We start from the raw sequence: 23,602 nt of genomic DNA on the forward strand, positions 1-23,602 counted from the left end.
GGAAGATCCGGAACGGCTGGACGGACAAAATGGGGTTCAAGAACCGAACTTATCCGCAGCAACACTGGCCAAAAGGGATTTGAACCGGGTAACGACCCAGCAATCCGGCCTGCCATAGTGCTACAGCACTTCTACTGTAACACCGTTGGCGGCCAGCGTGGGAACTTCCGCACGCCACGACACCGTGGAATGGGCAGAAAATTCGTCAATCCTGGCCAGCACCTCGGCCACCTGCGCATCTCCGGCCACCAAGGTCAGCACGGTCGGCCCGGCCCCGGAAACCACCGCGGCCAGTCCGGCCTCGCGCAACGTTGCGATCAGCGCGGCGCTCTGCGGCATGGATGCCGCGCGGTAGTCCTGGTGCAGATAGTCCTTGGTTCCGGCCAGCAGCACCGACGGATCGTTGCTCAAGGCATGAATCAGCAGCGCAGCGCTCGCGCTGTTGGCGGCGGCGATGGAGTGGTCCACCTGGGCGGGCAGGGCGCCGCGGGCCACCTCAGTGGACAGCCCGTTGGAGGGAATTGCCAGCACCGCACGCAAATCCTGGTGCAAGGGAACCTGCACCGAGCGGAAGCTGCCATCGGCGCTGGTCGAGGAAATGCTCAGGCCGCCAAAAACGGCCGGTGCCACATTATCAGGGTGGCCTTCCCACTGCGCGGCTGCCTGGAAGACCGCTTCGGTGCCGCCGCGCGATCCTTCGGGCAGCAAAGCGTCGGCCGCGGCGTAGGCGGCAACAATGGCCGCCGCCGAAGAGCCCATGCCGCGGGCGTGCGGAATGCGGTTGTGGGCGATCAGCTGCACCCCGGCCGCTTCAAATCCTGCCTTGGCCCAGTAGCGGCGCATTTCCTTGATGATCAGGTGCGATTCATCGGTCGGCAGCTCGCCGGCACCCTCGCCGTCAATCTGCGCGCTGCTGGACTGGGCGGTGCGCACTTCCAACCGGTCGCGGTATTCCAGGGCCAGGCCCAGCGAGTCAAAGCCCGGGCCAAGGTTGGCGGAGGTGGCGGGCGGGCAAACGATCAGGTGCTGGCCGAGGGCGATCTGCGCAGTCATGGTTCCTTCAGTGTCAGAACAGGTCAAGGGTTAATGGACGACGGCCCGCCGCGGCTGACGGCTGATCCCAGCGGGATCGCTTCTGCGCGCGGCGGGCCGTGTGGTGCCGGGAATTCCCGGCAGAAGGTTCTAGGCCAGGCCCAGTGCGCCGGCGACCTCGACCACGTCGAAGGCCACCTTCTTCGGCGCGACCTCGGAGCCATCGGCCTGCTTCAGGGCCCAGTCCGGGTCCTTCAGTCCGTGGCCGGTGACGGTGATGACGATCTTCTTGCCGGTGGGCACGTTGCCTGCGGCATGGTGCTTGAGCAGTCCGGCCACGCCGGCTGCCGAAGCTGGCTCCACGAATACGCCTTCGCGGGCCGAGAGCCAGCGGTGCGCTTCGAGGATCTGCTCATCGGTCACCGAGTCGATCTGCCCGCCGGACTCGTCGCGGGCCGCCTCAGCCTGTTCCCAGGAGGCAGGGTTGCCGATGCGGATGGCGGTGGCGATGGTGTCGGGTTCGGTGATCGGGTGCCCGGCCACGATCGGCGCGGCGCCGGCGGCCTGGAAGCCCCACATGATCGGGTTCTTGGTCGAAACCGGTTCCAGTTCCTTGCCCGCCTCGTTGGTCCACGTGGAGGAATACTCCTTGTAGCCCTTCCAGTACGCGGTGATGTTGCCCGCGTTGCCCACTGGCAGCAGGTGGTAGTCGGGGGCGTCGCCCAGGAAGTCGACAACCTCGAAGGCGCCGGTCTTCTGGCCCTGGATGCGGGCCGGGTTCACCGAATTGACCAGGAACACCGGGTAGTTTTCGCTGAGCTTGCGGGCCACTTCGAGGCAGTTGTCGAAGTTGCCGTCGATCTGGATGATATCCGCGCCGTGGGCGATGGCCTGGGAGAGCTTGCCCATGGAGATCTTGCCGTCCGGCACCAGCACCGCGCACTTCAGGCCGGCCTGGGTGGCGTAGGCCGCAGCCGAGGCGGAGGTGTTGCCGGTGGAAGCGCAGACCACGGCCTTGGCGCCGGCGGCGACCGCAGCGGTCATCGCCATGGTCATGCCGCGGTCCTTGAAGGATCCGGTCGGGTTCATGCCCTCGACCTTGAGGTACACCTCGTTGCCGGTGTGAGCCGACAGGGCCGGGGCGTAGACCAACGGGGTTCCGCCCTCGCCCAGGGTGATGACCTTGGTGTTCTCGTCTACTGGCAGGCGTTCGGCATATTCGCGGATTACTCCGCGCCACTGGTGAGCCACGTTAGTTTCCTTCAACTCGCATAACGGATAGTACTGAGTGCACCGCGTCCAAGGCCTTGAGTGCTTCGACGGTGCTGGCCAGGGCCGATTCGGTGCCCTGGTGGGTGAGGATGCGCAGCTGCGCGCCGGAGTGCGCGTCGCCCTGCTGGCTCATCGACTGGATCGACACGCCGTGCTCGCCAAAGACGGTGGCGATGGCCGCGAGCACCCCGGACTGGTCCTTGACCGACAGGCCGATCCAGTAGCGGGTGGTGATCGCGTCGAAATCCAGCATCCGCGGGCGCTGGTGCACGGAGCCGTTGGGCAGCGGCCCGCCGGCGGCGATCTGCCGTGCCACGGCGACCACGTCGCCCATCACGGCGCTGGCGGTGGCATTGCCTCCGGCCCCGGCGCCGTAGAACATCAGGTCCCCGGCGTTTTCGGCTTCGACGAAGACCGCGTTGAAGGCCCCGTGAACGGTGGCCAGCGGGTGGCCGCGGCGGATCAGCGCCGGGTAGACGCGCACCGAAATGCCTGCGTCGCCCTGTTCTGCGATGGCCAGCAGCTTGATCACGTAGCCGGCCTCGGCAGCGGCGGCCACATCCTCGGCGGTGACCTCGGTGATGCCTTCGGTGGAAACCTGTTCCGAGGACACATTGGTGTGGAAAGCCAGCGAGGCGAGGATGGCGGCCTTGGCCGCGGCATCGTGCCCGCCCACGTCGGCGGTCGGATCGGCTTCGGCGTATCCCAGCGCCTGGGCTTCGGCCAGCACGTCGTCAAAGGCCGCGCCGGTGGTGTCCATGGCGTCCAGGATGAAGTTGGTGGTGCCGTTGACGATGCCCATCACCTTGGTGATGTGGTCCCCGGCCAGCGAATCGGCGATCGGGCGCAGGATCGGGATCGCCCCGGCCACGGCGGCCTCATAGCGCAGCTGGGCGCCACTGCCTGCGGCCACCTCGTTCAGCTCGGCTCCCTTGAGCGCGATCAGCGCCTTGTTGCCGGTGACCACGCTGGCGCCCTTGGACAGGGCGGCGGCGATGTACTGCCCGGCCGGGTCCAGCCCGCCGAGCAGCTCGATGACCACGTCGGCCTGTTCGATCAGTGCCAGCGCATCGGTGGTGAAAAGCTCCTTGGGCAGGTCCACATCGCGCTTGGTCTCCAGGTTGCGCACTGCAATGCCGATCAGCTGCAGTCCGGCACCCGAGCGGGATGCCAGTTCATTCGCGTCTTCCAGCAGGATCCGGGCCACCTGGGCTCCGACCGTGCCACAACCCAGCAGGGCTACCTTCAGGTTCTTTTCGCCGCTCAATTAAACTCCCATGTCGCGGGCTAGCAAGTCGTCTTCGGTTTCCCTGCGCACGATCAGGCGGGCTTGGCCATCGCGTACCGCTACCACCGCGGGGCGGGTGAGGTAGTTGTAGTTGCTCGACAGGGCCCAGCAGTAGGCGCCGGTGGCCGGAACCGCGAGCAAGTCGCCAGCGGCCACGTCTTCGGGCAGGTAAACGTCCTTCACGACTATGTCACCTGACTCGCAATGTTTCCCAACTACGCGAGAAATAATTGCGTCGCTTTGCGTCATACGGCCAGCGAGCACGGCGTTGTATTGCGCGTCGTAGAGCACCGGGCGCGGATTGTCGCTCATGCCGCCATCCACCGAAATGTAGCGGCGCGGGAACAGCTCTCCGCTGGCGTCCTCCACCTGGACGTCCTTGCGGACGCCTGCCTCGTAGAGGGTGAAGGTGGTTGGGCCGACGATGGCGCGGCCCGGCTCGATCGAGATGCGCGGGCAGTCCAGCGCCAGTTCCTGGCAGGTCGCGGCAACGACCTCGGCCATCTGGCTGGCCAGCTTCGCAGGGGTGGAGGGGTGGTCCTCGGAGGTGTAGGCGATGCCGTAGCCGCCGCCCAGATCCAGCTCGGGCAGCGTCACGTGGTGGATCTCGCGGATCTGCGCGAGCAAGCCCAGCATGGTGCGCGCGACCATGGCGAAGCCCTCGGCTTCGAAGATCTGCGAACCGATGTGGGCGTGCAGGCCCAGCAGGTTCACGTTCTTTGCTTCGATGGCACGGGCCACGGCGCGCAAGGCCGGCGAGGTGCCGGTGGCATCGGCCAGGATCGACAGCCCGAATTTCTGGTCCTCATGGGCGGTGGCGATCGCCTCATGGGTCGAGGCGTGCACTCCCGGGGTGATGCGCAGCATCACTTCTGCGGTGCGGCCCAGGGAGCCGGCCAGGGTGATGACGCGTTCGAGCTCATCGAGCGAATCAATGACGATGCGCCCGACGCCCATGGTGATGGCGCGGGTGATCTCCGCGGCGGACTTGTTGTTTCCGTGCAGCGAAAGATTCGCCGCGGGAACGCTGGCGGCCTGGGCCACCGCCAATTCGCCGCCGGAGCAGGTGTCCAGGCGCAGCCCCTCATCGGCCACCCAGCGGGCCACCTCGGTGCAGACAAAGGCCTTGCCGGCGTAGTAGACATCTACTCCCCCGCACAACTCCTTGAACGCCTGGTCGAAGGCGGTCTTGAAACCGCGGGCGCGGGCGCGGAAGTCGTTCTCGTCGAGCACAAACAGCGGCGTGCCGAATTCTTCGGCGAGCGCGCTGGCAGTGATGCCCTGGACGGACAGTTCGCCGCTAGCTTCGCGGGAAACCCCCGAAGCCCATTCGATCTGGCGAAGCGCGTTGATGTTTTCGGGGAATTGCAGCCATTGCGGGGCTAGCGGCGATACGGCCATCGGCTATTTACATCCTCTCTGGGGCGGAAACGCCCAGCAGTTCCAATCCATTTGCCAAGACGGTGGTGGCGGCGTCGTTCAGCCACAGGCGGGTGCTGTGCACCGGGGAGATCGCCTCGTCCTCAGCCACCGGGGTGATGCGGGTTGCGGCGTACCAGGAGTGGTAGGCGCCTGCGACCTGTTCCAGGTAGCGGGCGATGCGGTGCGGTTCGCGGAATTCAGCAGCGCCTGCGACCACCGAAGGGAACTGGCCGAGCACTGCCAGCAGTTCGTTTTCGGTTGGGTCGGTCAGCAGCGCGGCATCGAACTCGTCGCGGGTTACGCCCTTGGCGGCGGCATTTCGGGCAGCGGCAGCCGAGCGGGCGTGGGCATACTGCACGTAGAACACCGGGTTGTCGTTGGTGTTCTTCTTCAGCTGCTCCGGGTCCAGCGCGATCGGCGAATCAGCCGGGAAGCGGGCCAGCGAGTAGCGCAGCGCGTCGGCACCGATCCAGTTGATCAAATCGCGCAGCTCGATGATGTTGCCGGCGCGCTTGGAGAGCTTGGCGCCGTTGACGCTAATCAGCTGCCCGATCAGCACCTCGATGTTCTTTTCCTTGTCATCCCCCGCGCAGGCGGCAATGGCCTTGAGGCGGTTGACGTAGCCGTGGTGGTCGGCTCCGAGCAGGTAGATCTTCTCTTCGAAGCCGCGGTCCTTCTTGGACAGGTAGTAGGCGGCGTCGGCAGCGAAGTAGGTCGGCTCGCCATTGGCGCGAATCAGCACGCGGTCCTTGTCATCGCCGAAGTCGGTGGTGCGCAGCCAGACGGCGCCCTCCTGGTCGAAGATGTGGCCCTGCTCGCGCAGGCGGGCTACGGCGTCGGCCACGGCCCCGCCTTCGTGCAGGGCGGTCTCGGAGAAGTACACGTCGAAGCTGACGCCGAAGTCTGCCAGGGTCGACTTGATGTCTGCCAGCTGCGCCTTGTAGGCGGCATCGCGCAGCGCGGGGATGGCTTCGGCTTCTTCCAGTTCGCCCAATTCAGGGTTCTGAGCCAAAACGATGTCGCCCAGTTCCTTGATGTATTCGCCTGGGTAGCCGCCCTCGGGAACCGGCAGGCCATGGATGCGGTTGTAGACCGAGCGGGCGAAGACGTTCATCTGGTTGCCGGCGTCGTTGATGTAGTACTCGCTGGTGACCGAGGCGCCCGAAGCGCGCAGGACGCGCGAGATCGCATCGCCCAGGGCAGCCCAGCGGGTGTGGCCGATGTGCAGCGGACCGGTTGGATTCGCCGAAACGAACTCCATGTTGACCACGTGGCCGGCCAGTGCCTGGTTGCTGCCATAGGCTGTACCGGCGTCGACGATGGTGCGGGCCAGCTCGCCGGCAGCGCCAGCTTCGAGGGTAATGTTCAAAAAGCCGGGGCCTGCGATGTCCACGGCGCCGACTCCTGGAACCTCGGCAAGGCGTCGGGCAAGGATCTGCGCGAAGTCGCGCGGGGCCATGCCGGCCTTCTTGCCCAGCTGCAGCGCGATGTTGGTCGCCCAGTCACCGTGCTCACGGCTCTTGGGACGGTCGACACGCACGGTGTCTGGAACCTCGACGGAGATTTCACCAGCGGCGACGGCTTCGGTGAGGCATGCGGATATTGCTGCGGAGAGTTCTTCAGGAGTCACCGTTCAAGAATACCGGTAATTGCACCGCATATTCAGCATTCATGACTCCCCCAAGGCTGTGAGGCTTGCCGGGCTCGGTGACTTTTGCAACACAGCACAACCTGGCTGCTCGAATTGCGCAGATCAGCACACCACCTGATAGTATTTCTTCTGTTGCCCAGCAACACGCCTCTGTAGCTCAGTGGATAGAGCGTCTGCCTCCGGAGCAGAAGGTCGAAGGTTCGATTCCTTTCAGGGGCACCAGCAAATTGCAGGTTCTGGTTATCCCAGACCTGCAATTTTTTTATTCTCGGATCGCCGTTTTCCCCATCCCGTCGCGAGCAAGAACTAGCGCTGATCGTACGACCGGTGCTTATCTTGGGGCATGAGCCAATCAGCTAATGCCCATCCCGGCGAACCTCATGACCTGAATTTCGCCGAACGCCTCAACTGGCTGCGTGCCGGGGTGCTCGGCGCCAACGACGGCATTGTCTCGGTGGCGGCGACCGTCGTAGGCGTAGCAGGAGTCACCAACCAGTCAGCCCCGATCTTCATTGCCGGAATGGCCGCGGTGATCGGCGGTGCCATCTCCATGGCACTGGGCGAGTATGTTTCGGTCAGCAGCCAACGGGATTCCCAGCGCGCCCTGGTGGAGAAGGAACGCCAAGAGCTCGCCGAAGATCCCGAGGCAGAGCTCGCTGAGCTTGCCGGCATCTACCAGGCGAAGGGGCTGAGCCGGCAAACCGCGATGCAGGTGGCCACCGAACTGACCGCACACGATCCGCTGGCAGCCCATTTGTCGGCAGAGCTGAATATCGACGAAGAAGAAGAGGCCAACCCCTGGCATGCGGCCTATGCTTCCGCCGCGGCTTTCGTGGTTGGCGCGATATTGCCCATGCTTGCCATCATGCTGCCACCGGAACAGATCCGCATTCCCGTGACCTTTGCCGCGGTGCTCGTTGCCCTGGCGCTCACCGGAACGCTCGGCGCCTACATCGGTGGAAGCTCCAAACGGGTCTCAGCGCTTCGGCTGGTAATCGGTGGCGCGCTGGCCTTGGCTGCGACATTCTTCGTTGGTTCGCTGCTCGGCTCCAGCGGAATTATCTAGAGCAAACGCACTTGCCGCTTCGCTTGGTGGCTAGGCAGACACGGCGCATCCTTTAGCGAAGGGGCATCTTCGATGACTCGCTGTGTAGTCTGATGCCATGGCACGCATGGAATCAGCTCCGCACGATCTAATCGTCGCCATCCGCCAAGGCGTTGATGTTGCTTTTGCCGGGCTCAATTTATCTACCGAACTCCCGCCTTGGCACCTTGAATCCAAAGACAGCGATGTCGGGTTCACTTCAAGTTTCGAGTTCACGCTGCGCGCTGTGCCCAATGAAATGACCCGCCAACTCGACGCGGACTTCTGCAGCAAGAAAGAGGCTTGGATGGCTGGGGTCGAGGAGCGTGGAGCAAGCATCGCCCGAAGTGCACCGCCACTGCCGAGTGATAAATTTTTCGAGCGCATCGAACCTGAAGTGACAGACGATTTGGGCACGGAATACATGTGGGTCGGTGGTGAGACAGCCTCGCTTGAATCGCCTTGGGAAGCCACGTGGATCTACGCCCCCGCTCCCCCGCAAGAAGCCGGGCGGTTGGTCCTGGATTTTGTCGTGGACGGCCTTGCGACCGGACATTCCTGCACCTTGGATCTGAGGTCTTAGCACTATGCGCATGGACGACTCATCGCTCACCTTTATAGGAGCGACGCGGCAGGATTCGCAATGCATTGACCATGCTGCGAGGATCTGGGCGCAAGCTGCCGCGCAACGCGATCACAGGCCCATGACCGCAGACCGCAACCAAGCGCTAGCTGGAGTTCAACGTCGCATGGCACTGCCGGAGGCCAGGCTCGTAATGGCCTCCAAAGACGGAAAACCCGCCGGATTCACGCTCTGCGCACCCCACGATGGCTATCTGGAAATTTACTACGTCGCCGTTGCGCCGGATTTCTGGGGGCAAGGCGTCGCACGCAAACTCTTAGACGAGGTGGACCGCCATGCAGCGAGCGCCGGCCACTTGGAACTCCGCTTATGGGTAATTGCCGATAATTCGCGTGCGATCGAGGTGTATCAGGCCAACGGCTACCGGCATACCGGTCAGGAACTCGCAGATGAAACGTCCGGACGTATGGAATTCCTGCTGTCTAAGACAATGGGCTAGAAAGTTACCGATGCGAACCGCGACTGCTGCTCACCCACTCCAGCGAATAACCCCTCACTGAAGCTCAGGGGTTTGTTCCCACCTGGCTCGTGAATCGACTCAGTTTTGATAATTCATACAGATACGCTGGGAACGTGGCTACTCAACGCGGATTCGCTGTTCTGTGGGCAGCATCTTCGCTGTCCAACCTTGCCGATGGAGTGGCCTTTGTTGCAATTCCGCTAATCGCGGCTTCTCTAACTCAGGATCCCCGCCTTATTGCCGGGCTGTCGCTGTGCTACGCCGCGATACGTTTGCTATTCGCCTTACCCGTTGGAGTCTGGGTGGACCGATTCGACCGACGTAATTTGTTCAGTTCAGCAAATATTTTGCGTGGGATCGCCCTGCTGGTCTTGGCATTAGCTTTTCATTTCTCCGGCCCTAATCTGCTGGTTCTTTATCTGGCCATGGCATTCATCGCCATTCTGGAGGGCACGGCAGACACCGTGGCGATCGCATTATTGCCACAACTGGTGAGCGCTGAAAGGGTAGATCAAGCCAATAGCAAGATCGCGGCCACGCAGTTGATAACCGATGAATTCGCGGGCCCTCCCCTCGGAGGATTTCTTTTCGCCTTCGCCGCTGCCATCCCTTTATATGCAATGGGAGGACTTTGGGCCGTTGCTGGACTGATCGCGCTAGCGTTGCCTCGTGGCGCACGTCCAACAGTTGGTTCCGGCGAGCGCCAGCGCATTTGGGTTGAGGCTGGGAAAGGAATTCGTTGGCTTGTGAAGCACCGCTTGGTTGGCGCTTTGGCAATGATCAGTGGATTAGCCAGCGTCGGGTACATGATGGCTTTTTCTATTCTGGTGTTATTTGCCAAGGAACAACTTGGCCTGGATTCCACCGGCTACGGGCTGCTGCTTGCATTTTCTGCGCTTGGTGGGCTTGCTGGAAGTGCCGTCGCACCAAAGCTTCGCCACGTTCTGGGATACCGCAACGTGATACTAGGAAGTATTGCTCTGGGATCTCTCAGTTTAGGCGTACTCGCATTCAGCACATCAGCGTTGTTGGCCGGAATCATGTTGGCCTTGTACATCATGCACGCAGTGATTTGGAATATCTGTTCGCTATCCTTGCGCCAGCAACTGGTGCCTGAGCACCTGATGGGTAGGGTCAGTGCAGCGAGTAGGGTCCTCGGATTAGCCGGTCTGGCGCTAGGATCCGTGGTCGGAGGACTCTTGGGTAATGTCAGCCTCATTCTGCCGATTGTCCTTGGAGCATGCATCTTCGCGCTTTGCGTGGCGTTGGCTTGGCTAGGCATTGGCAAGGAACCTGAAACTGCCATCTAGTGAAGACTTGTCAGCGCGTTATTGGCCCTTTGGCCATTGCTCGGTGACTGAGAACTGATTTGCACGATAGAAGGAGCTGACCGCAGCCAGCGATTTATGACTTCTCTATTCACCACCAGAACTGACAGTGCTATGACGAACTTCTGGACCACAAGGTACATGCCTTACTTAGCAGGGGACCCAAGATGCCAGAACCGAAAACTCCTTGCTTCCAGCTCTTTTCTGATATGGATGAAGGCGACCAACCCGTACTTGTTTTGGCACTCTCGTAAGCTGCTGCATTGAAGATATCCAAATATATAGTGGCCGAGATGCGGCGATCGTCCGTCGGAATTTCGACAGCTAACGCAGAATTAGCTCTGGCAGAGACGTGTTATTCAATTCAACTACGGTGTTGGCCAGTGACTTGTCGTCATCCACTCGGTTCGTGCTAATGCGGGCATCGCATTGCCTATTGCACCTTCTGCGTACCCGTGTAGGCTGTGGCCATGCCACGCATAATTTCAGCGCCAATGGATCTAGTAATCGCCACACACCGCGGGGTAGATATTCGTTTTGAGGGTCTCAATCTGACCTCAAATCTCCCATATTCTCGACATGTCACGGTCCGCGATTCAGGTTTGGAATTCCATCTGCGAGGTGTCACCAATGATGAAACCCACCGGTTGGATTCGCAGTTCTACTCCGCCTTGGAATTGTGGGACTCAAAAAGACATGAACATGGCGCGGACCAAGCAGATCCTGCGCCGCAAATGCCTAGCAACTCAATACTTGAACCCGTCAAGGCCAACATTACCGATGACGTTGGGACCACCTATATCTGCGTTGGCGGACGTACTGGTGGCACTGGAACCGATTGGGACGCCACTTGGATCTACTACCCGGACCCACCCCCCCTCACACGCAACAATTAGTCTTGGAATTCACAATTTCAGGCATCCCGACAGGCCAATCTTGCGTCATCGAGTGGCGGGCACCAGCGAATGAGCGCTGATCCAGCGACAGGGATAAGAATGGCCGTTTTCGACGTCGGCGAGACGCTAGTTGATGAGTCTCGCGACTGGCTGTCACAGGCCCGCGCCGCTGGCATATCGGCTTCCACTTTTTTAGCGATGCTCGGATCACTGATTGAGCGTTCCATGGATCATCGACTGATTTGGAAAGTGCTCGGCATCCGAGCCCCTGACCATGAAAGACAAATACTTCCCTCGGATCTCTACCACGACGCAACGTCCACCCTTCGTGCCCTCCAAGGTATTGGCTTGAGCATCGGCATTGCCGGAAACCAGCCCGAGGGTGCCATCAGGCAATTAGCGGAAGCTGGAATTTCGGCGGACTTTGTCGCGTCTTCTGCCCAATGGGGCATTGCCAAACCCGACGATAAATTCTTTGCTCGTGTCATGGAAGAGTCCGGGCTGGCCGCTGATTCCATTATTTATGTTGGAGATCGGCTAGACAACGACGTTCTGCCCGCCCGGAAGTCGGGAATGAAAACAGCTTTCATTGTTCGGGGGCCTTGGGGACACATTCACGCCCGACGCCCCGAAGCGAATCTTGCCGACTACCAAATTCAATCGCTAACGGAATTGATTCACCTTTTGGCTTAGCTTCATCCTCGTCGGACAAGACTATTCAGCCAAACCAAGGAAATCCAGCAGGACCTACAGGTGCTCGTTACGCGACGGTATGAAAGTCGTGCAGCAACGGCGCGATGGGCAGGTTCCTGGCATCTAAAGGAATTCCACAGCTGCCGGACACTTGCCGTGCAATCAGCGACCGACATTGACTAGTTTCCCCGAGGCTGTGCTCGATGTAGCTGGCCACCCGCGTCCATGTTTCATCCCCTTGAGCGGGCGCAGGTATGCGCCAAGATCTAATGGTCATTCAGTTTCACTGGCCGTCGGCACCCGCATCTTAACCATCGCAGGCCCCGTCCCTTACATGGGTACGGAGCCTGCGAATAGCGGTTCAATTACTGGAGCATGGTCTTGTCGTCGAGCTGCGCGCCCTTGATCTTCCCGAACTCGTCGAGCAGGTCCTTGACGGTCATCTTGGACTTCTCTTCCTGGTTCAAATCCAGGATGATCTGCCCGTCGTGCATCATGATCAAGCGGGTGCCCAGGGCGAGCGCCTGTTCCATATTGTGCGTGACCATCAGGGTGGTCAGCTGGTGGCGTTCAACAATTTCCTTGGTCAAGCGCGAGACCAGCGCCGCACGCTGCGGATCCAGGGCGGCGGTGTGCTCATCGAGCAGCAGGATCTTCGGCTTGGAGAACGTCGCCATGAGCAGGCTCAGCGCCTGGCGCTGGCCGCCGGAGAGCAGCCCCACCTTGGTCTTCAGGCGCTTTTCCAGCCCGAGTTCCAGGCTCTTGAGCTCCTCGACAAACAGTTCCCGGCGCTTGGCACCCACACCCAGGCCCAGGCCGCGGAAACGTCCGCGGGCGTAGGCCAGGGCCATGTTCTCCTCGATGGACATGGTCGGGGCGGTTCCGGCCATAGGGTCCTGGAAAACGCGGCCGATGTATTTGGCGCGCTGGTAATCGGCCAGCTTGGTGACGTTCTTGCCCCCGATGGCCACCGAGCCGGCATCAGGCTGCAGCTTGCCTGCCACCATATTCAGCACCGTGGACTTGCCAGCGCCATTGGAGCCGATGACGGTGACGAATTCGCCGTCAGCCAGGTTCAGGTTGATGTTGCGCAGTGCCTTGCGCTCGTTTACGGTTCCGGGGAAGAACGTACGCGACAGGTTCTTGATTTCAAGCATTGGTGCGAACCTCTTCCTTGGATTCGGTAACGGGTTGCGGGCGCTTCGTGAAGGTCTTGATGATCTTCTGGAACCCCTTCCACTTCGGCAGCAGCAGTGCGACCACCACGAGCACCGCGGAAATCAGCTTCATGTCGTTGACCTGCAGACCGGCCGAGAGTGCCAGCTGGATGACCAGGCGGTAGATCACCGCGCCGAAGACCACGGCGATGGCAGCGAGCCAGATGTAGCGCTGGGAGAAGATGGCCTGGCCGACGATGACCGAAGCCAGGCCGATCAGGATCAGGCCGATGCCCATGCCGATATCGGCGAAGCCCTGGTACTGGGCGATTACCGCGCCGGACAGCGCCACCAAGCCATTGGACAGCGCCAGGCCCAGGATTTTCTGGTTGTCGGTGCTCACGCCGAAGGAGCGGATCATTTCCTGGTTATCGCCGGTGGCGCGCATGGCCATGCCCAATTCGGTGTGCAGGAACCAGACGATCACCGCAACCAATGCCAGGCACACGGCGAAGAAAATCGCGACCGATGCCCAGGATCCGAGGATGCCCGAGGCTCGCATCGGGCTGATCAGGGTCTCCTCCCCGAGCAGCGGCGTATTGGCCTTGCCCATGATGCGCAGGTTGATCGAGTACAGCGCGATCATGGTCAAAATACCGGCGAGCAGGCCATCAATCTTGCCCTTGGTATGCAGCAGGCCGGTGATGACACCGGCAACCATGCCGGCGAAGAAGGCCAGCACCGTGGCCAGCCATGGGTTCATCCCGTTCACGATGCCGACCGAGGCAACGGCGGCACCGGTGGTGAAGCTGCCGTCGACGGTCAGGTCGGGAAAGTCCAGGATACGGAAGGTCAGGTACACCCCGAGCGCCATGATGGCGTAAATCAGGCCGAGTTCAACCGCTGTGATCATGTGTGGATCCTTGAGTTGTAAGTTTTGCGAGTAGTCACGACGAAAGGCGAGGCATCAGGTTATGCGCCCCGCCTTGCGTCGGTAAGTTGTTGCCGGGGTTTAGTAAACCTCGACGGCTTCCTTCTTCATCTCATCGGTGAATTCAACGCCGACCTTCTTGGCGGCCTTTTCATTCAGGTAGAGATCAACCTCGGAGATGGTCTCCACTGGCAGGGTTGCCGGTTCGGCTTCGCCCTTGAGAATCTTCACGGCCATGGCGGCGGTCTGCTCGCCCAGCTTCTCGTAGTTGATTCCGTAGGTTGCCGTGGCGCCGCGCTTGACGGACTCGCCATCAGCGGAGATCACCGGGACGTCGTTCTTCTCGGCGACCTGCAGCAGGCCTTCCAGAGCGGAAACCACTGCGTTATCGGTTGGCACGTAGTATGCATCCACATCCAGCGAGCTGGCAGCCTGCTGGACTTCGCTCGATGCCGACACTGCCGCCTTCTCGATGGTCAGGCCCAGGGACTTGGCCGCTTCCTCAGCCATCTTCACCTGGACAGCCGAGTTGGCTTCACCCGAGGAGTAGACGATTCCGACCTTCTTGGCGTCAGGCGCCAGGTCCTTGACCAGCTGCAGCTGCTCGTCGACCGGGTTCATATCCGAGGTGCCGGTGACGTTGGCCCCAGGCGCTTCGCTGGAGGCTACCAGCTTGGCATCTACCGGGTCAGTGACGGCGGAGAAGAGCACTGGAACGTTGGTGATCGCCTGCGCTGCAGCCTGGGCTGAAGGCGTGGCAACTGCCAACACCAGGTCGATATCCGAATCGGCGGCGAGCTTGCCGGCGATCGAGGTGTTGGTTGCCTGATCGGTTTCGGCGTTGTTCATGTCGTATTCGATCTTGTCGCCGGTGTAGCCGGCTTCTTCCATGCCAGCCTTGAAACCGGTGACTACGGCGTCAAGCGAAGGGTGCGAGACGAACTGGGAAATGCCGATCTTGACAGCATCGTCGCCGCCAGCAGCCGTGCCCCCGTCGCCACTGCCGCCACAAGCGGTCAAGGCCAGTGCACCAGCTGCTGCAATTGCAGCGAATTTCATGGCGGTGAAGCTCTTCATTGAAGTTCCTTTCAAAGTTCCCTTGCGAGTGAATCCCACCGATAGCGCGGATGCCCGGTTATGAAGCGCAACAGCTGCGCAGCATGCGGGAACCGTCCAGGCAACACGTCGATGATTACCCTCGATCTTACATGTGAACGACCTCACCTTGACTACGATCAAGGTCGATTCCTAGACGTTTGCATCTTGATCTGGATTCTAGTGGACACAAATTATCCGGATTGCGCCAGTATCTGGAAGTTTTGTATTTCTCGGCCTTAAGTTGTCGACAATTGCTTGGACAATCTGAAAATTTGACTCTTGGCGCGCTGCTCCCCACGGCGCATTTTTGGTGTCGACCCGGGCTTCGGCCCGGCGGCCACCACGAATGCGCGTGGCACGAATAGAATGGGAACATCATGGCGCTTAGCATTACGTATCCCGAAGCCCTCCCGGTCTCATCCCGTCGCGCAGACATCCTCAAGGCGGTGCGCGAGAACCAGGTAGTTGTCATTGCCGGCGAAACCGGTTCGGGCAAAACCACCCAGCTGCCCAAAATGCTCATCGAACTCGGCCTGGCCGAGCAGGGCATGATCGGGCACACCCAGCCCCGGCGCCTCGCCGCGCGCACCGTAGCCGAGCGTATTGCCGAGGAAATGGGCACCCAGATCGGTGACGAAGTCGGCTTCCACGTGCGCTTCACCGGCGAGGTTTCGCGCAATACCAAGCTGAAGGTCATGACCGACGGCATTCTGCTGGCCGAAATCCAGCGCGACCGCCTGCTGAAAAAATATTCGGCGATCATCATCGACGAGGCCCACGAGCGCAGCCTGAATATCGACTTCCTGCTCGGATACCTCAAGCAGATCATGCCCCGGCGCCCCGAGCTGAAGATCATCATCACCTCGGCCACCATCGACCCGGAACGATTTGCCGAGCACTTCGGGACGCCGCTGCCATCGGGCGAGATTGAGCCGGCCCCGATCATCGAGGTCTCCGGGCGCACCTTCCCGGTGGAACTGCGCTACCGGCCATTGCAGGCCGAAGCCGAGCTGGACGCCGAGAACGCCGACGAGAACTCCCTGGAAGAAGAGCGCGACCCGCTCGATGCGGTCACCGACGCGGTCAAGGAGCTGAGTGGCGAAGCCCCGGGAGACATCCTGATCTTCTTCTCCGGGGAACGCGAAATCCGCGACGCCGCCGAGGCTCTGCGCGCCCTGGTGGCCTCCAATAAGCGCATGCCGCGCTACGAGGTGCTGCCGCTGTTCGCCCGGCTTTCGCTGGCCGAGCAGCACCGGGTCTTCCACCCGGGCGGCGCCCCGCGCATCATCCTGGCCACCAACGTGGCCGAAACCTCGCTGACCGTGCCGGGCATCAAGTACGTGATCGATACCGGCACCGCCCGCATTTCGCGCTACTCGCACCGCACCAAGGTGCAGCGGTTGCCGATCGAGCGTGTTTCGCAGGCCAGCGCCAACCAGCGATCGGGGCGTTGCGGCCGTGTCTCCGAGGGCATCGCGATCCGCCTATACTCCGAGCCCGACTACCAGGCGCGCCCCGAATTCACCGACCCGGAAATCCTGCGCACCAACCTGGCCAGCGTGATCCTGCAGATGATCTCCATGGGCGTGGTCTCCTCCGCCGCCGAGGTGGCCCAGTTCCCCTTTGTGCAGCCGCCCGAAGCCCGCGCCATCACCGATGGCGTGAACCTCTTGCGCGAGCTCGGCGCCCTGGAATCCAATAAGGCCGCCAAGCTCACCGATATCGGGCGCAAGCTGGCCCAGTTGCCGCTGGATGTGCGCTTGGGCCGAATGATAGTGGAGTCCGCGGATCGCGGTGTCGCCAAGGAGCTCATGGTGCTGGCCGCCGGGCTGAGCATCCAGGACCCGCGCGAACGCCCCAGCGAGGAGACCGGGCAGCGCGAACGCGCGGTTCAAATGCATAAGCGCTTCGCCGACGAGAAGTCCGACTTCATCGCGCTGTTGAACCTGTGGGCCTATCTGCAGGAACAGCAAAAGCAGCTGTCCTCCTCGGCCTTCCGCAGGTTGTGCAAGTCCGAATTCATCAACTACCTGCGCGTTCGCGAATGGCAGGATCTGTTCACCCAGCTGCGCCAATTGGCCAAGCCGCTGGGCATCACCGTGGCGGCCGCGCCGATCGATCCCGCGGGCAATGAGGACCAAGTCCACAAGTCGCTGCTGGCCGGGCTGCTGGGGCATATTGGCCTCTACGATGAGCGCAAGCGCGATTATCTGGGCGCGCGCGGCACCCGTTTTGCGATCTTCCCCGGATCGGGACTGTTCAAGAAGTCCCCCACCTGGGTCATGTCCGCCGAGCTGGTGGAAACTTCGCGCCTTTGGGCCCGGGTGAATGCGGCCATCGCGCCCGAATGGGTGGAAGAAGTGGCCCCGCACCTGCTCAAGCGCACGCACTCCGAACCGCATTGGTCCAAGCGCACCGGATCGGTGATGGGCTATGAGAAGGTCACGCTCTTTGGCCTGCCGATCATTCCCCGCCGCCAGTTCCACTACTGGCGCGTTGATCCGGACCTGGCGCGCGAGCTGTTCATCCGCCACGCGCTGGTCGAGGGCGATTGGCGGACCCATCACAAGTTCTTCGCCAAAAACCAGGCCCTGCTCGAAGAGGTGGAAGAGCTCGAAACCCGCATGCGCCGACATGATTTGCGGATCAGCGACGATGACCTCTTCGCGTTCTACGACGCCCGGGTCGGCGCCCAGGTTTATTCCGAGCGGCACTTCGACCGCTGGTGGAAGAAAGCCCGGGCCACCGATCCGGCGCTGTTGGACTTTGATCCCGAAGCCCTGCTGGCCGACGGCGGGGAACTGGACGAAACACTGTTCCCGACCACCTGGCAGCTTGGTTCCATCCACCTGCCGCTGAGCTACGAATACAACCCTGCCGCCGCCGGCTCCGAGGGCGACGGCGTGTCACTCAGCGTTCCGGTGGTGTTCTTGAACCAGCTGGATCCGGCGCGTTTCGCCTGGCTGATCCCGGGCCTGCGCCACGAGCTGATCACCGCACTGATCCGCTCCATGCCCAAGTCGATTCGCAAGAACTTCGTGCCCGCCCCGGATGTGGCGGCCAAGGCGCTTGAAATGCTCAACGCCGACTTCGATCCGTCCGCCGACGATCTGGCCGAATCCCTGGCGCTGGTATTGCGCCGGCTGCGCGGCATGGTGGTCGACCCTGCGGTCTTCGACTTCGCCACGCTGCCGCCGCACCTGCGCTTTGGCTTCACCATCACCGACGCTTCGGGCAAGGTGCTCGGCCAGGGCGATGACCTGGCCGCCCTGCAGTACAAATTCGCCGCCGCCAACCGGACCGCACTGGCCAGCGGGGTCAACTCCCCCGGTGCTGGAAATCCTGGCAAGCCCGGGAAGCCCGTGGCTGCTGCCAGCCAGCGCAAGAAGGCCCAGGCTTCGGCGGCCACCGGCGCCTGGGACCAGAAGGCCCTGGAGACCTGGCCGCAACTGGAGCCTTCGGGCCAGACCCTGGGCGATACCCTGCCGGCCAAGGTGACCACCACCGTGATGGGCCAGCAGATCACCGCCTACCCGGGGCTGATCGACAACGGCACCACCGTGGATTTGACGGTCTTCCGCAGCGAAGCCGAACGCGATGCTGCCCACCGCAGCGGCGTGATCCGATTGCTGATGCTGCGCCTGCCGCCGGCGGCAAAATTCGTGATCTCGCACCTGAACAACGCGGAGAAGCTGGTCTTCACGCAGAACCCGCACGGCTCGATCGACAAATTGATCGCCGACTGCACCATGGCCGCGGTGGATCAGCTGGTTCCACAGAAGCTGCCGATGAACCGGGCAGGCTTCGAGGCCCTCTTTGAAGCGGTGCGCGCCGAGCAGATCGATACCATCTTCACGATCACCGCGATCGTGGCCAAGGTGTTCGGCGCGTCCACCCGCATCAACAAGGATTTGAAGAGCACCAAGTCCCTGACCATGTTCGCAGCGGTCACCGATATCCGCTCGCAGCTGGAGCAGCTGATTTATCCGGGGTTCATCGCCGCCACGGGAGCGGCAAATCTGATGCGCCTGCCGCGCTATGTGGCCGGCATCGAAAAGCGCCTGGAGAAGCTGCGCGCCGGCGCGGTCACCCGCGACTCGCAGGCGCTGGTGGTGATCCAGAAGCTGGAAGACGAGTACGACAGCGCGCTGGAGAAAGTGCCACAGGGCGCACGCGTTCCGGCGATGCTGGCGCAGGTGAAGTGGATGCTGGAGGAAATGCGCATCTCGCTCTTTGCCCAGGAGCTGGGGACGGCCTATTCGGTGAGCGAAAAGCGCATCCGCAAGGCGATGAAGGACGGGCTGGCGCAGCTATAGCCTGCGGTAAAGTGTAGGGCATGTCGAGTCCCGAATCAGACGCCTATGGGGCTGCCGGCCACGCCGTCAGCCCCGCAGTGCGCTAGTCCTGCGTCCGCACCTGGTGCGGTCGTATTCAGGGGTACCCGGGTGCTGTCCGCGGTGGCAAGAAGAACTCATTCTTGTTCCAACACCTCGGAGTCCTCCATGCCTTTTGCCCTCTACTTCCTTGCCTTGGCGGTTTTCGTCATGGGCACATCCGAATTCATGCTCGCCGGCCTGCTTCCGGCGATCGCTACCGACCTGAACGTCGACGTGGCCGCCGCCGGCCTGCTGACCTCGGCCTTCGCCATCTCAATGGCCTTCGGTGCGCCCTTGATGGCAGCCCTGTCCCGCCGCTTGCCCGAACGGACGACACTCTTGTCCTGCCTGTTGCTCTTTGCCATCAGCCACGCCACCGCCGCGCTCGCCCCGGACTATGCGCTGTTGCTCACCACCCGGATCCTCGGTGCAGTGTCCAACGCAGGATTCCTGGCAGTCGCCTTGAACACTGCCACGAGGCTGGCGCCAGCTCATCTCAAGGGCCGGGCCCTGGCAATCCTGCTGGCGGGCACCAGCGCTGCGACCATCGCCGGCGTTCCCGCCGGAACGCTGCTTGGCGCTCATGTGGGCTGGCGCAGCGTCTTCTGGGTGATCGGCTCGCTTTGCCTTCCGGCAATAGTTGGAGTGTTCATGGCAGTGCCTGTCTCCCGCGCCCAGGGTGCGCCGACCGATCGAGCGCCACAACTGATCACTGAGCTGGCTGAGCTATTCACGCCGCAATTGGCGGGAACGATGCTGCTGGCGGCCTTGGTCAATGGCGGAACTTTTGCCGTCTTCACCTTTATCGCGCCGCTCGTGACCACGACTGCGGGGTTAGCCGAACCTTGGGTGCCTTTGGTTCTGGTGCTCTTTGGCCTCGGTTCTTTTGCGGGCATTACGCTCGCGGGCCGGGTTTCGGACCGACGCCCCGTGGCAGTCCTGGCGACGGGCGGCCCGCCGTTGCTGGCCGGGTGGATCGCATTGGCGCTGCTGGCCGAACGCCCCGCCGCGCTGCTGGCCCTCGTATTTGCCCAAGGGTTTTTGTCATTCGCAGTGGGCAGCACGCTGATCGGCCGCGTTATCCATGCTGCCACTGGTGCGCCAACCATGGGCGGTTCCTACGCGACCATGGCCCTGAACGCCGGTGGCGCGCTGGGGCCGGTTCTTGGCGGAATCACGCTCAGCGCCGGTGTCGGGCTGCTTGCCCCGGTATGGGTGGCTGTATTTCTCGTGGCGCTGGCCATGCTCATCAGCCTCGTGGCACCACAATTACTTGGACCGCGTCCTCGTAGATAACGGTTCCCGGATCCTCGCTTTCCAGCTTCTGCCAGGGCATCTGGTGCGCGTCGAGCAGCCTCAAGTAGGGCTCGACGCGCTCCAGCAGATGCCACGCGCTGTCCTTGAACCACGCCATCGCACCCAGGTTGATCTGGTGATCGTAGATCTCGGGCTGCAGATCGCTCGGATTCGGATAGGCCGCGTTGTACCAGTCATTCCCGGCACGCCAAATCGCATGCTCTTCGGCGCTGTATTTTCCGTCGCGGCCCAGGGCATTGGCCATGGAGAAGATCCCTGGATACACGCCACGGGCATTGGCGGTTCTCGACTGGTATCGAACAAACGCCACCGGCTTTCAGGCCCCGGGCACGAACTCGCCGTGGCCGTCGGCGACCAGCCCGTCGCGCAACTTCTGCGCATTATTGTCCATCGCCTGCGGATCCGGGTTGTCGGCCGCATTGGACAGGTCGAAATCCGCCAGCGAATTGGTCGGCCACACATGCACATGCAGGTGTGGAACCTCGAAGCCAGCGATCATCAGCCCGGCACGCTGCGCGCCGAAAACCCGCTTCTGGGTCTTCCCGATCTTCTGCGCCACCAGGGTCAGGTGCGTGAGCAGCTGCTCTGAGGCATCGGTGAACTCGTCGACCTCCTCGCGCGGCACCACCAGGGCGTGGCCATCGGAGAGCGGGCCGATGGACAGGAACGCCACGCAGGTTTCGTCCTGCCACACGAACCGGCCGGGGATCTGCCCCTGGATAATCTTGCTGAACAGCGTGCTCATGGCAGCCTTTCTTCGGGTTGCGGAAATCTAGTGGCGGTGCTTTTCGTCGCTGGTGGCGATCGGCGCCTGCGGGTAGGAGCAGTACTCGGACCAGCTGCCTGGATACAGTCCGAGTTCGATCCCGGCGCTGGCAGCAGCCAGCACCTGGTGGGCCGCGGTAATCCCGGAGCCGCAGTAGGCGGCCGATCCGGGCTGCTGCGCCCCCAGCTTTTCAAAGGCGGCCCGCAAGGCTTCCGGGCTGTAGAAGCGTGCCTGCTCATCGAGGTTATCGGTGGTCGGGCGGTTCAGCGCACCGGGAATGTGGCCGGCTACCGGATCCACCGGCTCGGTGATCCCCAGATACCGCACCGTGGCCCGCGAATCGATCAAGACCCCGCCCAGGGATTCCAGCTCGTCGAATTCCACCACCGGCATCCGCCCCCAGGACAGCGACACCGTTCCGGGGCTCACCTCGGGGGCTTGCGTGGAGATCGGCCCCGCGGCTTGCCTCCAAGCCTCCAGTCCCCCGTCGAGCACCTGAACCTGCTCGAACCCCGCATGGCGCAGCAGCCACCAGGCCCGGGCCGCGGCCAGCGCGCCGGAATCGTCGTACACCACCACATGGCTCTGCGGGTGTATCCCCCAGCGCCGGGCGGCCGCCTCGAAGTCCGCGGGCAATGGCAGCGGGTGCCGCCCGGTATGTTCGCCCACCGCGCCCGACAGCTCCCGCTCCATATCGACAAACACCGCACCGGGAAGATGCCCGAGCGCATACTCGTGCGCACCGTCATCCCGTCCGAGCACCCACCGGACATCAAGCAGGACGCACTCGCCAGGAAGCAGGGCCTTCAGCTCTTGGGCGGAAATCAAAGGGTTCATCTGCGCTACCTTGCTACGAGTTCTTCGACTTTGTATTCGGTGCCATTCTCCAGGCGCGCAAACTGGCTGCCATCGCGTTCGGCGATCGCGCCCAGCTGGCGATCAAACAGCGCGACACCGCGTTCATTGAGCAGGCCATCGTGGATGGGCACCCAGGCCTCCGCCTTGACCGCCGTCGCGAAGTCCGCGGCCTCCGACATCTTCGCCCAGGGCGCCATGACCGGAAGCAGCAAGATGTCTACAGGCACGCCGACCGGGACGTGATAGCTGTCGCCGGGGTGGTAGACCACCGGCTGGCCCACCGCGTGGTCACCGAGCAGGTAGCCGACGTTGGCGACCAGGTCGATCGACTGGTGGATTGTGGCATGCGTACCACCGGTGGCGCGCACCTTGATCCCGCCGACGATGAAGTCCGCCCCGGCGCACACCGTGTGCACCTGGGCAGCGGCGGCCGCAGGAAGCTGCTCGCGCAATTCCCGGGCCAGCGCCGCGGGTGCGTAGAGCTCTAAAACAGAGTTGGCTTCAAGCGCCTGGACGATGGCCTTCCGGTCGGCGTGATCCGCATGCTCATGAGTCACCAGCACAGCGTGCTTGCCTTCGAATACGCCAGTCAGATCTGAAAAGACGCCAGGATCCAGCAGCAGTGAACCGTCGATCGTGCTCAGTTCAATACAAGAATGGCCTCTGGTTTTGATACGCATATCCATAGCGTAGGCTTCGCGCCCCGCCCGTGCCAGCCACAGACACGCATCATCTGGGAAAGTTGGCTAAAATTGAGAGGAAGTACAGGTGATCGGCCGAGCAGATAGGCCCTTTGCCGACCCGCGACGAAGTCAAGGAATGGTGCACGTAGATGTCCCAGCCAGAAACCCGGATCACCAAGCAGCGATTGGCTGTTACGCAGGCCTTGAGCGAGATCGACGATTTCGCTACGGCCCAGCAGCTTCACCGCTGGTTGCAGGATTCCGAGAAGAAGGTTTCCCTGGCCACCGTTTACCGCTTGCTGCAGTCCATGGCTGATGACGGCCTGCTCGATGTCCTTCGCAGCGGCGATGGCGAAGCCCGCTTCCGCCAGTGCGTCACTGAAACCCACCACCACCATCTCGTGTGCCGGTCATGCTCCAAGACCGTCGAGGTTCAAGCCCCTTCGGTGGAACGCTGGGCCGCGAGGGTTGCTGCTGAACACGATTTTTCCGAGCCCGAACACACCGTCGAGATCTATGGCATCTGCGCTGAATGCCGCGCCAAAGCACTCGCCTGAAGCTTGAATTCCCATCAGCTTGCAAGTCAATACCATCGCTGACTGGTAACTTTACCGTGTTCTAAAAGTTATCCACCCGCAACCAAGCAT

The 23,602-nt window shown here is 62.2% G+C and carries 21 protein-coding genes and 1 tRNA gene; 10 read left to right on the top strand and 12 right to left on the bottom strand.

Annotation, left to right across the window (positions count from 1 at the left end; all coding sequences use genetic code 11):
- Window positions 1–120 precede the first annotated feature (120 nt).
- The 5 genes from thrB to argS all read right to left on the bottom strand — a co-directional run bounded on the left by thrB (window position 121) and on the right by argS (window position 6,644).
- Window positions 121–1,053, bottom strand: coding sequence for a homoserine kinase (gene thrB, locus AC6CHO_RS10470; RefSeq protein WP_498214944.1), 933 nt, complete (start codon window positions 1,051–1,053; stop codon window positions 121–123).
- Between the two features lie 129 nt (window positions 1,054–1,182).
- The gene (thrC, locus tag AC6CHO_RS10475; protein ID WP_257746187.1) at window positions 1,183–2,283 is read right to left on the bottom strand and encodes a threonine synthase; all 1,101 of its coding nucleotides are present in this window, start codon (window positions 2,281–2,283) and stop codon (window positions 1,183–1,185) included.
- A gap of 1 nt (window position 2,284) precedes the next feature.
- Window positions 2,285–3,571: a homoserine dehydrogenase gene (locus AC6CHO_RS10480; protein WP_498214945.1), complete on the bottom strand. Its 1,287-nt coding sequence runs from the start codon at window positions 3,569–3,571 to the stop codon at window positions 2,285–2,287.
- Window positions 3,572–4,993, bottom strand: coding sequence for a diaminopimelate decarboxylase (lysA, locus tag AC6CHO_RS10485; RefSeq protein WP_498214946.1), 1,422 nt, complete (start codon window positions 4,991–4,993; stop codon window positions 3,572–3,574).
- 7 nt (window positions 4,994–5,000) lie between these two features.
- Entirely contained in the window at window positions 5,001–6,644 is a 1,644-nt protein-coding gene (argS, locus tag AC6CHO_RS10490; RefSeq protein ID WP_498214947.1) for an arginine--tRNA ligase, read from the bottom strand.
- A gap of 167 nt (window positions 6,645–6,811) precedes the next feature.
- Between argS and AC6CHO_RS10495 the strand changes: the two genes are divergently transcribed.
- The 7 genes from AC6CHO_RS10495 (at window position 6,812) to AC6CHO_RS10525 (ending at window position 11,769) form a co-directional block, all read left to right on the top strand.
- Window positions 6,812–6,887, top strand: a tRNA-Arg gene (locus AC6CHO_RS10495).
- Between the two features lie 121 nt (window positions 6,888–7,008).
- The gene (locus AC6CHO_RS10500; protein ID WP_171919452.1) at window positions 7,009–7,731 is read left to right on the top strand and encodes a VIT1/CCC1 transporter family protein; all 723 of its coding nucleotides are present in this window, start codon (window positions 7,009–7,011) and stop codon (window positions 7,729–7,731) included.
- Window positions 7,732–7,828: 97 nt separating this feature from the next.
- Window positions 7,829–8,332, top strand: coding sequence for a hypothetical protein (locus AC6CHO_RS10505; protein ID WP_498214948.1), 504 nt, complete (start codon window positions 7,829–7,831; stop codon window positions 8,330–8,332).
- 10 nt (window positions 8,333–8,342) lie between these two features.
- The gene (locus AC6CHO_RS10510) at window positions 8,343–8,831 is read left to right on the top strand and encodes a GNAT family N-acetyltransferase (protein ID WP_498214949.1); all 489 of its coding nucleotides are present in this window, start codon (window positions 8,343–8,345) and stop codon (window positions 8,829–8,831) included.
- Window positions 8,832–8,965: 134 nt separating this feature from the next.
- Window positions 8,966–10,162 (top strand): MFS transporter, encoded by a 1,197-nt coding sequence (locus tag AC6CHO_RS10515; protein WP_498214950.1) that lies wholly within the window; start codon window positions 8,966–8,968, stop codon window positions 10,160–10,162.
- Between the two features lie 488 nt (window positions 10,163–10,650).
- Window positions 10,651–11,076, top strand: a complete 426-nt coding sequence (locus tag AC6CHO_RS10520) for a hypothetical protein (RefSeq protein WP_498214951.1) — start codon at window positions 10,651–10,653, stop codon at window positions 11,074–11,076.
- Between the two features lie 99 nt (window positions 11,077–11,175).
- Window positions 11,176–11,769: an HAD family hydrolase gene (locus AC6CHO_RS10525; RefSeq protein ID WP_498214952.1), complete on the top strand. Its 594-nt coding sequence runs from the start codon at window positions 11,176–11,178 to the stop codon at window positions 11,767–11,769.
- Window positions 11,770–12,134: 365 nt separating this feature from the next.
- Here AC6CHO_RS10525 and AC6CHO_RS10530 read toward each other — a convergent pair whose 3' ends face one another.
- The 3 genes from AC6CHO_RS10530 to AC6CHO_RS10540 form a co-directional block, all read right to left on the bottom strand.
- Window positions 12,135–12,926 carry an ABC transporter ATP-binding protein gene (locus AC6CHO_RS10530; RefSeq protein WP_060701275.1) on the bottom strand — a complete coding sequence of 264 codons (792 nt, stop codon included), beginning with the start codon at window positions 12,924–12,926 and terminating at the stop codon, window positions 12,135–12,137.
- Window positions 12,919–13,839, bottom strand: coding sequence for an ABC transporter permease (locus AC6CHO_RS10535; RefSeq protein ID WP_498214953.1), 921 nt, complete (start codon window positions 13,837–13,839; stop codon window positions 12,919–12,921). Before AC6CHO_RS10535 ends, AC6CHO_RS10530 begins: the two co-directional genes overlap by 8 nt.
- A gap of 99 nt (window positions 13,840–13,938) precedes the next feature.
- Window positions 13,939–14,934, bottom strand: coding sequence for an ABC transporter substrate-binding protein (locus AC6CHO_RS10540; RefSeq protein WP_498214954.1), 996 nt, complete (start codon window positions 14,932–14,934; stop codon window positions 13,939–13,941).
- A gap of 398 nt (window positions 14,935–15,332) precedes the next feature.
- Between AC6CHO_RS10540 and hrpA the strand changes: the two genes are divergently transcribed.
- Together hrpA and AC6CHO_RS10550 are read left to right on the top strand one after the other, a co-directional pair.
- Entirely contained in the window at window positions 15,333–19,271 is a 3,939-nt protein-coding gene (gene hrpA, locus AC6CHO_RS10545) for an ATP-dependent RNA helicase HrpA (RefSeq protein WP_498214955.1), read from the top strand.
- A 186-nt stretch (window positions 19,272–19,457) separates the two neighbouring features.
- Window positions 19,458–20,627, top strand: a complete 1,170-nt coding sequence (locus tag AC6CHO_RS10550) for a Cmx/CmrA family chloramphenicol efflux MFS transporter (protein WP_498214956.1) — start codon at window positions 19,458–19,460, stop codon at window positions 20,625–20,627.
- Here the strand turns inward: AC6CHO_RS10550 and AC6CHO_RS10555 are convergent.
- Genes AC6CHO_RS10555 through AC6CHO_RS10570 form a run of 4 tightly spaced genes read right to left on the bottom strand, consistent with a single transcriptional unit; the run spans window position 20,581 to window position 22,952 of the window.
- Window positions 20,581–20,958, bottom strand: a complete 378-nt coding sequence (locus AC6CHO_RS10555; RefSeq protein WP_498214957.1) for a hypothetical protein — start codon at window positions 20,956–20,958, stop codon at window positions 20,581–20,583. The two genes, AC6CHO_RS10550 and AC6CHO_RS10555, sit on opposite strands and share 47 nt — an antisense overlap.
- A gap of 6 nt (window positions 20,959–20,964) precedes the next feature.
- Window positions 20,965–21,393: an HIT family protein gene (locus AC6CHO_RS10560; RefSeq protein WP_498214958.1), complete on the bottom strand. Its 429-nt coding sequence runs from the start codon at window positions 21,391–21,393 to the stop codon at window positions 20,965–20,967.
- Between the two features lie 27 nt (window positions 21,394–21,420).
- Window positions 21,421–22,251 carry a sulfurtransferase gene (locus AC6CHO_RS10565; protein WP_444664530.1) on the bottom strand — a complete coding sequence of 277 codons (831 nt, stop codon included), beginning with the start codon at window positions 22,249–22,251 and terminating at the stop codon, window positions 21,421–21,423.
- A 5-nt stretch (window positions 22,252–22,256) separates the two neighbouring features.
- The gene (locus tag AC6CHO_RS10570) at window positions 22,257–22,952 is read right to left on the bottom strand and encodes an MBL fold metallo-hydrolase (protein WP_498214959.1); all 696 of its coding nucleotides are present in this window, start codon (window positions 22,950–22,952) and stop codon (window positions 22,257–22,259) included.
- 152 nt (window positions 22,953–23,104) lie between these two features.
- Between AC6CHO_RS10570 and AC6CHO_RS10575 the strand changes: the two genes are divergently transcribed.
- The gene (locus tag AC6CHO_RS10575) at window positions 23,105–23,512 is read left to right on the top strand and encodes a Fur family transcriptional regulator (protein ID WP_498214960.1); all 408 of its coding nucleotides are present in this window, start codon (window positions 23,105–23,107) and stop codon (window positions 23,510–23,512) included.
- Window positions 23,513–23,602: the final 90 nt, after the last annotated feature.

Source organism: Glutamicibacter sp. GQ173, from assembly GCF_059759215.1.